Annotated in this window: 12 protein-coding genes; 5 read left to right on the forward strand and 7 right to left on the reverse strand. The window is 52.6% G+C overall.

Annotated elements, in window-relative coordinates:
- Window positions 1–26 precede the first annotated feature (26 nt).
- On the forward strand, window positions 27–1,082 hold the full coding sequence (locus ACJJIO_RS07735; RefSeq protein ID WP_444910664.1) for a glycosyltransferase: 1,056 nt from the start codon (window positions 27–29) through the stop codon (window positions 1,080–1,082).
- Between the two features lie 187 nt (window positions 1,083–1,269).
- Here the strand turns inward: ACJJIO_RS07735 and ACJJIO_RS07740 are convergent, their stop codons facing one another.
- From ACJJIO_RS07740 to ACJJIO_RS07755, 4 genes are read right to left on the reverse strand one after another with little or no spacing between them, the layout of a single operon-like run.
- The gene (locus ACJJIO_RS07740; protein WP_252083548.1) at window positions 1,270–1,818 is read right to left on the reverse strand and encodes a DUF4136 domain-containing protein; all 549 of its coding nucleotides are present in this window, start codon (window positions 1,816–1,818) and stop codon (window positions 1,270–1,272) included.
- Window positions 1,819–1,839: 21 nt separating this feature from the next.
- Window positions 1,840–4,224: a PqiB family protein gene (locus ACJJIO_RS07745; protein ID WP_444882965.1), complete on the reverse strand. Its 2,385-nt coding sequence runs from the start codon at window positions 4,222–4,224 to the stop codon at window positions 1,840–1,842.
- A complete protein-coding gene (locus ACJJIO_RS07750) occupies window positions 4,217–4,897 on the reverse strand; it encodes a paraquat-inducible protein A (RefSeq protein WP_252083550.1) in 681 nt (226 codons plus the stop codon). The genes ACJJIO_RS07745 and ACJJIO_RS07750 overlap by 8 nt, the downstream gene beginning before the upstream one ends.
- Window positions 4,894–5,544: a paraquat-inducible protein A gene (locus ACJJIO_RS07755; protein ID WP_444899656.1), complete on the reverse strand. Its 651-nt coding sequence runs from the start codon at window positions 5,542–5,544 to the stop codon at window positions 4,894–4,896. Before ACJJIO_RS07755 ends, ACJJIO_RS07750 begins: the two co-directional genes overlap by 4 nt.
- 355 nt (window positions 5,545–5,899) lie before the next feature.
- Here ACJJIO_RS07755 and ACJJIO_RS07760 point away from each other — a divergent pair, with 355 nt between their 5' ends.
- On the forward strand, window positions 5,900–7,432 hold the full coding sequence (locus tag ACJJIO_RS07760) for a TolC family outer membrane protein (RefSeq protein WP_444910665.1): 1,533 nt from the start codon (window positions 5,900–5,902) through the stop codon (window positions 7,430–7,432).
- A 46-nt stretch (window positions 7,433–7,478) separates the two neighbouring features.
- Here ACJJIO_RS07760 and waaA read toward each other — a convergent pair whose 3' ends face one another.
- Window positions 7,479–8,777: a lipid IV(A) 3-deoxy-D-manno-octulosonic acid transferase gene (waaA, locus tag ACJJIO_RS07765; protein WP_444910977.1), complete on the reverse strand. Its 1,299-nt coding sequence runs from the start codon at window positions 8,775–8,777 to the stop codon at window positions 7,479–7,481.
- 174 nt (window positions 8,778–8,951) lie between these two features.
- Between waaA and ACJJIO_RS07770 the strand changes: the two genes are divergently transcribed.
- Both ACJJIO_RS07770 and ACJJIO_RS07775 read left to right on the forward strand, forming a co-directional pair.
- Complete coding sequence (locus ACJJIO_RS07770) at window positions 8,952–10,070, forward strand: glycosyltransferase family 4 protein (RefSeq protein ID WP_444910978.1); 1,119 nt, start codon at window positions 8,952–8,954, stop codon at window positions 10,068–10,070.
- On the forward strand, window positions 10,067–10,732 hold the full coding sequence (locus ACJJIO_RS07775) for a YrbL family protein (RefSeq protein ID WP_252083554.1): 666 nt from the start codon (window positions 10,067–10,069) through the stop codon (window positions 10,730–10,732). Before ACJJIO_RS07770 ends, ACJJIO_RS07775 begins: the two co-directional genes overlap by 4 nt.
- Here the strand turns inward: ACJJIO_RS07775 and ACJJIO_RS07780 are convergent.
- Window positions 10,729–11,619 (reverse strand): ELM1/GtrOC1 family putative glycosyltransferase, encoded by an 891-nt coding sequence (locus tag ACJJIO_RS07780; protein WP_444910666.1) that lies wholly within the window; start codon window positions 11,617–11,619, stop codon window positions 10,729–10,731. The genes ACJJIO_RS07775 and ACJJIO_RS07780 overlap by 4 nt on opposite strands.
- Before the next feature lie 178 nt (window positions 11,620–11,797).
- Here ACJJIO_RS07780 and ACJJIO_RS07785 point away from each other — a divergent pair, with 178 nt between their 5' ends.
- Window positions 11,798–13,129, forward strand: coding sequence for a UDP-glucose dehydrogenase family protein (locus ACJJIO_RS07785; protein ID WP_444910667.1), 1,332 nt, complete (start codon window positions 11,798–11,800; stop codon window positions 13,127–13,129).
- Window positions 13,130–13,176: 47 nt separating this feature from the next.
- Here the strand turns inward: ACJJIO_RS07785 and ACJJIO_RS07790 are convergent, their stop codons facing one another.
- On the reverse strand, window positions 13,177–14,550 hold the full coding sequence (locus ACJJIO_RS07790) for an O-antigen ligase family protein (RefSeq protein ID WP_444910668.1): 1,374 nt from the start codon (window positions 14,548–14,550) through the stop codon (window positions 13,177–13,179).
- Between the last annotated feature and the right edge of the window lie 258 nt (window positions 14,551–14,808).

Genomic DNA, 14,808 nt, shown 5'->3' on the forward strand with positions numbered 1-14,808 from the left:
AGAATTACACAGAATACGTTGGATTTATGAGTAGCAAACCAATTCGAGTGGCACAGGTCCTCGCCGGTGCCGAGCACGGCGGTGCGGAAAATTTTTTCGTGCGCCTGGTGAGCGGTTTGAACCCGCGCACTGAGATTAATGAGAAAGCCTTTATCCGCAACCACGATCACCGTGTGCAAGCGCTGCGTAACAATGGGGTTGAAACCGAAGGTTTTAAGTTTGGTGGCAAACTGGATTTTCTAGGCCGCAGAGTTTATCGCGAGGCACTGAATAACTGGCAGCCGGACATCGTTATGACCTGGATGGGGCGTGCCACTATTATCACTCCCAACTCAAAAAACTATCTACTGGTCAGCCGGCTCGGCCACTACTACAACCTGAAGTACTACCGACACGCAGATTATTGGATCGGTATCAGCAAGGGTATTTGCCAGCATATGATTGATGGTGGTATTCCCAGGGAGCGGATTTTTCATATCCCCAATTTTGCCGATGAAACTCCAGTAGAACCGCTACCACGCAACAGTTTCGATACGCCGGAAGACAAGCCCCTCATCCTCGCTGCAGGCCGTCTGCACATCAACAAGGGCTTCGAAGTCCTGCTGCACTCTCTGGCGCAAATACCCAATGCCACCCTGTGGCTCGCCGGCGTAGGTCCCGAAGAGTCCAACCTGAAAGCCCTGTGCCATAAACTCGGTCTGGACCAGCGCGTGCGCTTCCTTGGTTGGCGCAACGACGTCACTACCCTGATGCGCACCGCAGATTTGTTCGTATGCCCATCACGGCACGAGGGGCTGGGTTCAATTGTGATGGAGTCCTGGGCACACCGATGCCCCATTGTCGCCACCAATTCCCAAGGCCCCGGGGAAGTTATCAGCGATGGTCATAGCGGCCTGATCACACCTATCGATGATGCTGATGCCTTGGCCAAAGCCATCCGCTCCGTGCTGGATAACCCAGAGTTGCGCCAGAGTCTGATCGAGAATGCTGCGGAAGTGTATGCGAATGGCTACTCGAAGCAGTTTATCGTGGATTCCTATATTGAACTCTACGAAACCCTGATGCAACGTGGGCGCCCCTAGCCCTTAGCAAAAATTGCAGACTGCCTTCAAAGTAATTTTTTGCAGCCCTGCCTGTGCGGGCCGCAAAAAAACAGGCCAGTAAAAAATAGTAACTGGTAGTTTTCTGATCTTTGAGGAGTTTCGCCGGCCAACGGCCGGCGATGAGGAGTTAGTTGGAGGGATTATAAAGAGCCGATAATTTTTCAGTTTACTGGTAGGCCTGAGGCAAATCCCTCAACAATTCATACACGCCCCGTGAGATCAGACGCTGACGCTGCTCAATACTGTCTGGGCGAGTCAGGAGTTCACTGGCCCTGCCCCCCCAAATTATCGCGCCGTCGGGGCGACCAATCCCCACACTCATAATTACCAGCGGAGCATCGGTGAGCGGCGGCAGCTCCACGACATCCTGGGGTGCATTGCTATCAAACTGCTTGTCCCAGCTTGGGTCTCGTGTATCGCCGGAAAAAAATTCATCAACCACAGCCACCTGATAATCCACGACCATGTCTGCATTCTGGTCCTGGGCCACCTCTCGGTAACCGCGCTGCTGTAATTGCGCCGCCACTGAGTTGCGCATCTCCTCGTCTAGCTCTACCAATTGTGCTGAGGCATCCGCATCATTGAGTGGCGTCACCCCCCATTTATAGGTAGAAAAAGCCACCGGTTGGGCCCCCGTACTCACCCGCTCCACTTGCATTTCCTGGCACCCGGCCAAGAACAGCAGAGTCATTAATCCCATGGTTATATAACGCATAAATGCTCCTTACCTTGTTATTTATTTGACCGGTTCCGAATAATTATAAAGCTCTATTTTGGGGCTCCACTTATACCACTTGGGTTCCGCCCGTGGGTAGAGTGGAAAGTGGCTACCGGATTCCACTTCGAACCCCATAAATGGCGGCTCGGGCGTGGCGAAAGCAATGCCCCCTTTAATTAGAGCCTGAGCAGACTCGGTATTAACATTAAGACCACTTTTCAGCCCAAAATTCACATCCACACCACTGGCGTTCCAAAAAACCGTATGCTCACGCACCAACGGGCGATACTCTGGCTCGATGTGCACAAAGATATATACCCGGTCCGCCCACTCTCCCAGCTCAAAGCCAGTAACCTCCCCCACTTGCACCTGCCGATAATAAACGGGGCTGCCGGCCACCAGAGAACCGCGCCTGGCTGCATCGAGTATTACCGTCAGGCCGGGTCGACTCATAGTTTCGGCAAGATCCTCCTTCGGGGCCTGAAGCTCGGCGTAGAACTCTGTCTCCGGCGGCCCGCCGCCGGGCTCCAGGGCGAGGTAACGACCGGTAATCAGTGTGTCCAGGTGCGCGACTTTACTGATACCAATTTGCGGGGACACCACCCAGATACGGGTGCCGGCACGAGCAAAATTGCCACCGCGATGGTAGAGCTTTGCTCGTGCCTGAACTTCACCAAGATCCCTGCCGAGGCGCAAGCGGGTTATTTCGCCAATTTGCACACCTTTGTAACGCAGCGGAGCCCCTTCCTTAAGCCCCTCAGCGCTGGGTAAATTAATACTGATTTCAATGCCCTCTTCCATCGCCGCTTCGCGACTGCGATACAGAGGGAACTGATCGCCATTTTGCGCAGGTCCACCCTTTTCGTACTCCCCACCCCGGATGCCAAAAGCAACACCACCACGCAACAAAGACATCAACGAATCCGCCTGTATTTTGATACCACTGCTCAGGCTCGCACTAGCGCGCAATCCACTGATATTCCAAAATCGGGCACCTGGCCTAACCAGGTGTGCATAGCGCGGTTCAATCACCACATACACTTCTACGCCTTCGCCATCTCTGCGCAATTCCATCCCCTGTACCTTGCCCACTTCGATACGGCGAAAATATACGGGGGCACCGCGCTGCAGTGAGCCCGGGTTGCGGGAGGTGAGGCGTAAATGCAGTCCAGGGACCCTAGGGTCCATTTGTGGTGCCGAAGCCCGCGCGGAAAAAGTGCGCTGAGAACGCTTCCCCCGACGCAGATCTACCTCGATACGGTTACCCTGAATTAATTCATTCAAGCCGCCGCTAAAATCAAAAGTGGGCGGCGCCAACCAGAAGCGAGTATTTTCACTGAGCAGGTCATCGGTCGCCGGGTCCATCAGGACACGTACTTCCATTCCATTCATACTCTTGTTGGCTTTAGCGCGACTGACTTCACCCACTTTGATGCCCTGGTAATACACCTTGGTACTACCGGGTGTCACATCGACACCTCGGTCAAAATTTAAAGTGACGGCAATACCCGCATCTGCGGCAGCGAAGTTTTTATATAACTTAAATTCTGTGCCATTGACCGCCAATGGCGACTGGCGCTGGGATTCCGGCGTGTAAAAACTGACACCACCGGCAAAAAGAGCGGCGAGAGATTCCAGGTTGATACTAATACCGCTGATCCCTCCTTCAATCGAAATCCCGGAGCTGTTCCAAAAGCGACTGCCACGATGCACCAAATAGCCGTACTCGCGCCGGATAAATAATTCGATACTGACTTCTCTACCATTTTCGTCGAGACTGTAATCGGCCACCTGCCCCACACGTAACTGACGGTAGTACACCGGTGAGCCCCGGCTGAGGGAGCCGAGCCGGCGGGATTTCAGTACCACGCGTAAACCGTCGCCGCGTATAAATGCCGGTGGACGATCCAGAGCGACAAACTCCCGCTTACGCTTGCCACTGCCGGACTCCACCGCAATGTAATTACCCGATAGCAAAGTCTCCAATCCGCTGATACCAGTAATGGAGAGCTCCGGCTTCACCACCCAAAACTCGGTGCCTTCAACCAACAGGTACTCGGCACTGCGGTTAAGACTGACTTCAGCCAAAACACCGTCGGCACCATTTAATTCTTTGGCATTGGGTACCAGGCGCACATCCTGCACTATGCCGATATCCACACCGGAATATTTCACCACCGTTTTGCCTTTCACCAGACCATCGCCGGAGTGAAATAGGATGCTCGCGTGCACATCCCCCTCAGCCATATCCTGGTAAAGTAACCAGGCGGCAATCAAACCCGCTACCAGTGGCAATATCCACACAAGCGGCAGGCCGCGACTCCTGCGCACTTGTCCCCGCTGAGGGCCTTCATAGGCGCTGGGTTCTATGGTGTCATTATCCACTGGCGTATTGTCAGCCATTCTCCGCCGCACTCCTGTGAGCCGTTTCCGGCTCTACCGCGGTTGCATACAGGTCGCCATCATGGGCATCCCATATTAGGCGCGGATCGAAAGAACGCGCCGCCATCATGGTGACCACCACCACCGAGGCAAAAGCGGTACTACCCGGCCCTGCTTCCACTCGGGCGATAAATCCCATGTCCACCAGCGCCGCCAGAATAGAAATCATAAACAGGTCCAGCAGCGACCAACGCCCGATTCCGGAAACCACTCGATATATTTTCATCGCTTGAGAGGGCACAAAATGCAATCGCAATTGGATCTGTACCAAGAGCAGTACCAATCCCAATAGTTTCATTACCGGCACGGCGATACTGGCCACAAAGACAATGAGAGCGATGCCCCACATACCGCTGTTATACAGTTGCATTACACCGCTGATAATTGTGCTGGGTTCACCGGCGCCAAGGTAAACAACACTCATAATCGGCAGGATATTTGCTGGAAGTAACAACAAGGCACCGGTGATTGTCAGTGCCCAGGTAAGCATCAAACTGCCATCAATGCGTCCATAAACACTCGCACCACAACGAGGGCAGCGGCAACGCCCTCCCCGGGCCGGTAAAATAATCAGCTGGTGACAGCTCAAACAGCTGCTCATTCCATTTTGGAGGGCTTTCTGCGGGGCACTCATGTGGCCGCCTCACGCAGGACACGCCGCAGCGCAATTCGCTGCCAAATGGCATTTTGGTCGAAACTAAGAGAGGAGAGGTTTGCCACTAACATCATGGCACCAAAGCAGTAGAGCCCCGGCTCCACATCCATTTTGCCCAGGTCTCTCAATTTAATTAATGCCACCAGAATACCCAGCATATAGACATCCAGCATGCCCCACTCTTTGATGTGTTGATACCAGCGTACGGCAAAGGCAACCGCTCGATCCAAAAGCCTCCAGGCACTGCCACAGCAAATAAATAACAACAACAGAAATTTGCCCAGGGGCGCCAGCACGCTGCAAAACAAAACCAGAGACGCCAGCCAGATAAATCCTGCTTTGTAGAGGGAGTGAACCCCGTTCAATAGGGTATTATCGGCACCAAAAGAGAAAATTGAGAATTTGAGTAATGGCAGGCTGGCAGAGGGAATAAATAACAACAGCCCGGTGAGACTCAGGGCAATAGTGTAATAGACACTGTGATTGCTATTGCGGTGCAGTGTGCAGCGACACCGGGGACAAACCAGCTTTTGACCGGGCGGTGCCAGACTGCCGGTCAATAACAGGTCGCACTCGTGGCAGGCACGCTGCCAGGGTATTGGCTCTTTGATGCGCAGCTGATCCATGTGCCAGAGGTCCTTGCCTTATTCTGCACAATTTTTGCCGCATCCAAATACTTCCATGGCGCGTCTATTGCAATGTAGGGGCATTGCCCTATTCAATGCTGCCCTGATACTGCCAGGCAGATACCGGTAAACGCACATTCGCGTCGGTTTAACGAAGATATACCAAAAAGCCGAAAGCGTCGCCTCGACGCTTAGACTGGCCGCGGGTACACTCTCGCGACTGCTAATTGGGGAGACTGGCAGCAACATCGGACCATGCGAGCCAAGGGAACCCACCGAGAACCAAAACTCGAGTGCCGCTCCAGAGAACTGACAGAAGCTTGAAGACCGCACCCGCCACAGGAAGTTGAAACAGATGAAAAGAAGTAACCGCAAAGTGCCGAAAGGCCGCCAGTTGCGTCCACTGAAGAAACTAATCGCCGCCACCCTGCTGGGCTTCGGCGCCATGCAGGCCCAGGCCGACACCCTGTGGGATATTTATATGCAGGCGCTGGATAACGATCCCCAGCTGGCTGCAGACCGCGCCGCCTACCATGCTGGAATAGAGGCAAAAAACCAGCTGCGTGCACCTTTGTTACCGCAGGTGAACGCTCAAATCCAGGCGGCGAGAAATCACGAGTATTATCAATCAGGTCAAGCAGAACCCGTTAATGACGATGTAGATGACGTTGAGAATGTTGAACTCATTGATTTTCTTCAAAAAGACACAGGCACCTTTGACGATAGGATTTACAATGCCACCCTGAGCCAAGCGATATTTGATGCCCCCGCTTGGTTTGGCTATCAGCAAGGTAAGAAACTAACTGAACGGGCCACAGCAGAGTACAGCGCCAACCAGCAGGATATGATGATCCGCGTAGCGACTGCCTACTTCGATGTATTACGCGCCTATGATGTGCTGGAAGCGGCCGTCTCTGAGGAAAAGGCTCTGGCCAAGCAGCTGGAACAGACCCAGCAGCGCTTCGAGGTGGGGCTGACGGCAATCACCGACGTTTATGATTCCCAAGCGGCTTTCGATAGCTCGGTTGCCCGCCGCTTAACGGAACAGGATAACTTACTCTCTTCCTTTGACGCCCTCTCTGTATTAACTGGCGGCTATCACGATGAGGTTGCTCCGTTAATAGAGAGTTTCCAGGTGGCGCCGCCGGTCCCGGCGGATCGTGCCGACTGGGTCGACTTTGCCCTGGCCAATAATTTCGACCTCAAAGCTGCGCGATTGAATGCCGAGGCAGCTCGCTACAGCGCCCGCTCGGCTGCCAGTGAGCACCTGCCTACACTTACCGGTTCAGTCTCATACAATAAATTCACCTCGGAAGGTGACCAAACCAGGAGGGCAATTTTTGATGGAGAATTTCGAACCCGAAACCGAAGTACGACATTTCCTCGCGATTTAGACAACCGCGATACTACCGTAGCAATTACCTTGGATATTCCCATCTATACCGGCGGCCTGATTAGCGCCAATCGCCGCGAGGCGCGCAACTTGTCCTTCCAGGCCCAGGATCTGCGCAATCTGACCGAACGCAACACTATTCAGTCGACCCGCACCCTGCACCGTGCGGTAGTAACCGATGTCTCCCGTGTGGCGGCGCGGCAACAGGCGGTGGTCTCTGCCAAGAGTGCACTGGATGCCACCCAGGCAGGTTACGAGGTAGGCACGCGTAATATCGTCGATGTACTGCTGGCCCAGCGTACCCTGTTTCAGTCTCAGACGGACTATGCCAACGCCCTCTACGACTACATCATCAACACCCTGAATCTCAAACAGGTGGCGGGGCTATTGTCACCAAAAGATCTTCAGGAGTTGGATAGTATGCTGAATCCGGCACACAATGTGTTCCGTGTGGGCGAGTCCAGTCCTCCCGGCACTCCAGCTCCTTCTAAGTAAGCACTTTATCAGTAATACTTCTACCAGTGAGTGGACTCTGAGCCACTCACTGATCTTCCAAATCAGGCATCAGAATCTCAATTTCATCCAGCAGACGTCGCAAAGCACCACTATTTTCCTGCGCCACCACTCTGGCATTCTGCCCTGCAGCCATACGTTGGCGATCATTTTTCAACCAAAGACCCAGCTGCTCAGCTATGCTCGCTGCATCTTTGACAATCACCATGCCGCCAGCATCTTTTAGCAATTGGGCAACGGTGGAAAAGTTATGCAGGAAAGGCCCGCATACCACCGGTATCCCCCAGGCTGCCGGCTCAATCATGTTGTGCCCACCCACAGGAACCAGGCTGCCACCCACAAAGGCCATATCACTCGCTCCAAAGAAGCTCAGCAGCTCTCCCATCGTATCCCCCAGGAGTATTTGATCACAGACAGATGGCACCCGGCCTTCACTGCGCCTAACCACCTGGAAGCCCCTTTCCTGACAGAGCCTTGCAACACTTGCAAAGCGCTGTGGGTGCCGGGGAACCAACACCAGCAGTAAATTTTCACTGGTCTTTAGCAATGCCCGATAGGCATCCAGAATAATTTCATCCTCACCGGTATGGGTACTGGCAGCCAGCCACACCTTGCGCCCCTCAGGCCCACGCCACTGGTGAGCCAGGGCCTGGGCCTCACTAACCAGTCCTAAACCGATATCCAGATCGAACTTGATATTGCCACTGGCCAGCACCCGCGGTGCCGGCAAGCCCAACTTAACAAAGCGTTGAGCATCCACATCATACTGAGCGACGACCTTATCCAGATTTGCCAACATCGATTGGGTAAATCTTGGAAACTTTCCATAGCCGCGCGCAGATTTCTCGCTGAGCCGAGCGTTGGCCAGCAGCGTCGGTATATTGCGCTTTCTGCAAAAGTGCAGGAGATTCGGCCACAACTCAGTTTCCACAATGACAAGCATATTCGGACGCAAAGCCTGCAGGAATGGCGTCAGACACTCAGGTAGGTCGTAAGGCAGGTAGTAATGCAGTAAACGGCCGCCAAGAATAGGGCGCAGCGCCTCAGTCACCCGCTCAGAACCTGTGGGGGTGCTCGTCGTCACCAGCCACTGCCACTGAGGGTAGCGAGCCGCCAGCTGGGTAATCACCGGTATCGCCGCCAACGTTTCCCCCACGGACACTGAGTGCACCCAGAGTAAAGGCGCAGAACTAAGACGCTTCGGCACTTTTCCCAGGCGCTCAGCAAGGCGCAGCCGATACTCAGGCTGGCTGCGACCGCGCCACCACAGACGCAGCAAAATAAGTGGCATCGCCGCTCGAAAAATAACGTTATACAGAACTCGCATCGACAAAAGTGCTTCACGGGGAGAAAACAAATACTGGCAAGACGTACCGCCAGCTGTACTGGGTCAGGCTTCACTGCATATAATGAGTTCCCTGCCAGGAAGCCAAAACCTGGCCATCATATCATTGGCAGAACATTTTCTTCTTGGTAACTCGGAGCTGGTCACTTGAAAGTTGTGCAACTACTGCCCGCCTTAAACTCGGGCGGAGTTGAGCGGGGAACCCTGGATTTTGCCCGTGCACTGGTCCATGCCGGCCATGAATCCATTGTCATTTCCAGTGGCGGCCGTATGGTGGAGCAGCTACAGCGTGAAGGCTCACAGCATATCACCCTGCCAATCCATAAAAAGTCCCTCACCAGCCTGCTACAAGTGCGCCCTTTGCGTAATCTGCTGCAGAAATTAAATGCAGATATCTTGCACGTTCGCTCCCGGGTACCCGCCTGGCTTACTTACCTGGCCTGGAAAAAAATGCCCGTGGACAAACGTCCCCGGCTGCTGAGCACAGCGCACGGGCTCTACTCGACCAACCGCTACAGTGCGATCATGGCAAAAACCGAGCAGGTTATCGCTATCTCACAGTGCGTAAACGATTACCTGCTGGAGAACTACCCTAATGACCTACAGAGGCCCCCTCAGATTGTCTATCGCGGGGTCGATACCAAAGAGTTTCACCCCCAAATTTGTCTCCCAGCTGACTGGATGGAGCGGACTTGTCTGAAGTTTCCACAGCTCCAAGGGAAACGCTGGTTGTTATTGCCGGGACGCTTGACCCGCTGGAAAGGTCAGGAAGATTTTATTGAGCTAATTGCTAAACTCGCCCCCTTAGACCCCCATATTCATGGAGTAATCCTCGGTGGCAGCGAAGCGAATAAAGCCCATTACGAAGAAGAACTAAAAGAAAAAGTACGAAATCTGGGGATAGAGGATCGTGTCAGCTTTGTTGGGCATCGCTCTGATATTCGCTACTGGTACAAGCAGTCCAATTTGGTTTTCAATCTCTCACAACGCCCGGAGCCATTTGGCCGCACCGTTATCGAGGCCGCCGCAATAGGCACACCGATTATTGGTTATGATATCGGCGGCCCGGCGGAATCCCTGCAGGCCTGCTTCCCACAGGGTCTGGTCAATAAAGGGGACAGGCAAATGCTCCTCAAGAAGACCCTGGAGATACTAGACACTCCTCAACAAAGACCCCAGCTCACAGAAGCCTTTACCTTAGAGCGACAAGCCGCCCACACCATGGAAATCTATCGCACTATGCTTAACAACAATAAGAGAAATATGGCGCCATGATAGATTTGAACAATCGTGAACCCTTCGCCAGTGGAGGCAATCGCTTTTGCTATCAGCATCCCCAGGAGCCTCACTTGTGCGTCAAAGTGATGCGCCCTGGACGCACTCAAATACTATTGGATAGGGCCCCCTGGTATAAGCGTGGACGCGGCCTGGATAGCTTTGACGATAACTTGCGTGAGCAGGAGGGCTATAGCCAAAGTGCCCTTCAACGGGATAGCGCCGGACTGTGGCAGCACCTACCCCGCTGGTATGGAATCCAGCAGACCAGTCTCGGCCCCGCCGCAGTGACCGATATGATCTTAGATGAGAGCGGAACTCCGGCACCTACCCTACGCCAATATTTAAACAAACACGGCCTGGATGAAGAGGTGCGTATAGCACTACAAGAGTTTGCCAGCTGGCTCTTGGAATACGGCGTACTGACCAAAAACCTGATCGCGCACAACCTAGTCTTACGCCGAGAAAACGGGCGTTTGCAGATTTACCTTATCGATGGCTTGGGCTGCGCCTCGTTCCTGCCACTACCGAAATTTTCCAGTTTCTTTGCCAGGCGTTATATCCACCGCCGTATCCAACGTATGTGGTTGCGCGTGGAGTGGGAAGTCTCCGATAAGAAGATACCCTGGCGAAAGTTTGAAGCCCGCGGCCTGAAAGGCTAATTGGCCAATAGTCCACAGCGGCGCAATAGTGCCCTGGCACATAAAAGGTACTGATCCAGAGGCTGGCGAGGCGGCTGCGCTAACACTTCTTCCAAGTGTTCACTGACGACCCCCTGATCGATCAACCTCTGTACCGCAGCTCGGACCTTATTGGACTTATCCCGGCCGGGAACCCGAATTACCCCCACCCTCGCGCGGCTCTGTAAGGACTCAAACAGCATGGAAACACTATCTTCGCTCACCCAAATCTGCTCAGTCGTGGCCATCTGCTCCTGAATCCAACCGGGAGGACATGAGCGCCAATCGATAAAGCAGGCATTGCCCTCGGACAAGGCTTCCAATGTACCACCTGGCGTTCGGCGGCTATTGGAAATCTGCCAATCAAGGGGTTGTCTTATCAATGGCTCTATCTGTGCCCGGATAGCCTGAAGATCCCAGGAGTAGTGTTTACTCGGTCCACCGAGCAAAATTAATCCCTTCCCAGCCTGAGGACCAATATCGGGTAGAGGCTCCGTTAGGGCACCCTGGCTTAGGATAATGTTCTCCAGAGGTGGTGGCCGATCGTGCTCCGGCACAATCGCAAAATCAAACCAGCCAAAAGGTAGCTGCGGACGATTTATCGACACTGCGCGACCACCGTAACGGCGGCGCGCGGCCAACATCGGCATACGGCTCTTGCGGCCGGTTCCAATTAGGAAATCCGGTTTAGGCAGCTGATCGAGTTGTTGTGCCCATCCCAGGAATATGCGCGAAGCGCTCAACTCTGCAGGGATATCAAAACTCTGTACCTGCCCAGCAAAACTTTTACCCAGGCCACAAACCAGTGCCGCACTCTGTTTCTCATGCGCCCGGTTACCATCGAGAAAACGCCATATCTTCAGCTGCAAAGCCAATGAACCCCTACCTATAAAAGGCCGCAAGCATAGCTTATTGCCCACTTGTCGGCGAATATGAGGGCACGGGATATGCCGATTGTGCCCCAAGGCCTAGGGGCAAATATCTGGTACACTAGCGCGCATATTTTTGGGCGGCACAGCCCCTCCAGTGACAGGAAATTGGATACTCATGAATGTAACGGTATTTGGCAGCGGTTACGTCGGCTTGGTTCAGGCCGCAGTTTTGGCTGAAGTTGGCCATAATATTTTGTGCATTGATATCGATGAGAAGAAAGTCGAGGATCTGAAAAAAGGGATCATTCCCATCTATGAACCCGGTCTATCCCCGCTGATTGAGCGCAACTTAAAAAATAGAACGCTGAATTTCAGCACTGATGCGTCACAGGGCGTTGAGCACGGGGAAGTCATCTTTATCGCCGTTGGAACCCCTCCTGACGAGGACGGCTCAGCCGACCTTCGCCATGTGCTGGCAGTGGCCGAATCTATCGCCACTTATATGAGCGACACCAAGGTGATCGTCAATAAGTCTACGGTTCCCGTTGGCACTGCAGACTTAGTGGGCAAAGCCATTGCCGATCGGCTGGCTGCACGTAATGCCGAAGATATTCCCTTCGAAGTCGTATCAAACCCAGAGTTCCTTAAAGAAGGTTCTGCAGTGAGCGATTGCATGCGACCAGATCGCATCATTATTGGTACTCGCAGCACCACCGCAGAGAATGCACTGCGCCAGCTCTATGCGCCATTCAACCGAAACCATGAAAAGATCATCACCATGGATGTTCGCAGTGCGGAGCTGGCCAAATACGCAGCTAACTGCATGCTGGCCACCAAAATCAGTTTTATGAATGAGATGGCACAAATCGCCGATCATGTGGGCGCAGACATCGAGCAGGTACGCCAGGGTATTGGCTCTGACCCCCGCATTGGCTACCAGTTTATCTACGCCGGTATCGGTTACGGTGGTTCATGCTTTCCCAAAGATGTGAAAGCATTGATTTCTACAGCAACTCAAATGGGGGTACTCCCGGGTATTTTGAATGCTGTGGAGGAGCGTAACCAAACCCAGAAAAGCTACCTGCTACAAAAAATTACCGAGCATTTTGGCGAGGACCTTAGAGGAAAAACCTTTGCATTATGGGGGCTTGCCTTTAAACCCAATACCGACGATATGCGCGAAGCGCCCAGCCGTATCTTGATGGAGCAGCTCTGGCAGCTCGGGGCAAAGGTTCAAGCCTTTGATCCTCAGGCAATGGAGGAGTGCCAACGGATATACGGTGTGCGCGAAGACATGCAACTCTGTGGCACTAAAGAAGTTGCGTTATCTGGGGCAGATGCCCTGATTATCGCTACCGAGTGGCAGCAATTTAAGGCCATTGATGCTAAGACTGTTACCAATGCGTTAAATAGTCCGGTTATTTTTGATGGCCGTAACCTCTATGAACCCCAGCACATGGCCGAGAGTGGCATGGACTATTATTGTGTGGGACGCCCGAAAGTATAAGTGCCCTACAAGAAGACATTGAGGGGCTTAGCCCCTCAGGTTCTCTCTTAGAGGTTCCGGCCAGGTTCAGACCTAAATTCACTCCTGCAGCGAAAAATATGGGTTGCAATACCAGCAACCACTATGCCAAAAATAAAATGGCCACTGGAGTAAAAAAGATAGGATTCAAAGCAATTCGCAATCAGCCAGAGAATCATAAAACCGATATAAAATAAGAAGAAGTCGCCAGGTAAAACACCCCTGCGCCAGCTTTTATAAGCCAATATGAATACCCAGCAATTGAGGACTCCCCATACCAACGCGCCCAGAACTCCATAGTTCACCAGTAAATCAAGATAACTATTGTGTAGATGCCCAATAGTATTTTTGAACTCCGATGGCATACCTTGCAGATTTTGAATAACGAGACGTCGACCTTTACCGCCCCAGCCAAGCAATGGGCGCTCAGCTATCCAATTCATCGCAGAGTGCCAGCTATGGATCCTGACACCGATACTAGAATAAGGTATCGACTCAAGATTTCCTGAAAGTAAAGCATCAATGGTGTTCCTCTCAAGCCCGAGGCGCTTGCTCACCACATCCCCAACTTTCACCCAAAGGGCGATCATGACCACACCGATAACCGTCCCCCAAGCTATTAGGCGCAACCAAACTCCCTTACCCTGCTTGCGAAGAACTATAACCACACAAACGATTAAGAGAGTGAATAGAGATACCGCTAAAGCAAACCAAATCGCACGAGTCTGTGAATAAAGCACAGCCAGAGCACATATACCAACAGCAACGGCCCAGGTTAAGCTCGATATGGATAACAGTCCTGAATATCTAAATAAGCGACGAGAGAAAACGGCTAGGCCCAACAGTGCAACACCAAAAAGAATGGCGGTATGCTGGGCATTATGGAAACCAAATTCGACTCGCTGTCCCCTAGCCCCATCTAACCACTCAGCAAATCCCCCTCCCGCTACCCAGGGAGCCAAAAGGAGAGCTAGTAGTGCCGTCAACCAGAGAATTAAAGTATTGCGAGTACTGCCGCCCAACCAGCAGGCTATGGCAGCGAATACAAACCACTGCCCCAGGCGGTGAAATTTCGGGGAAGACTCAGCCCATTCTGGGTATGCCATCAACATACCAGTCCAGGACAACATCTGAACTAATAAAGCAGCAGCGAAGAACCATCCGACTGGTGAGTTGAGCCAGTTTCTTCCGCGGGTAAAAAGTACCCAAAAAGTAAGAATAATAAATAGAGTTTTAGCGGTATCTGCAAAATCGCTCCCCAAAGGAAATAGTGCTGCATATAAAAGCAGCAGAGCACCTCCTAGCATTTGCAAGTTTGTAGATATATCGATCAGCTCATTGCGCTGCCAAAATTGAGCAAAAATGCCTTTCCAATCCTTCGCAAAGTTTTTAATTGGTAACACCAATAACTCCCACAGTCCTTAATGACTTATTAACCAGCACTCTATTAAACAAGGGCAAAGATTGAATTCGCTATGCAACGCTTTCGATTCACACCAAGTCTGTAATGGGCAGACACCCATTGAGTACAAAGGGATAATTTACTTGAACATTCTACGAGAACAACAAGCAGGGTACTACTTTCCCCTGGAGAGTGATCAGGGAGGGCACTCTAAAGTGCCCTCCACCTGAAGTTGGGAGGATCTGGACTTAGCCCAAAT

The sequence above is a fragment of the Microbulbifer mixtoriginis (SeqCode) genome (genome assembly GCF_052467235.1).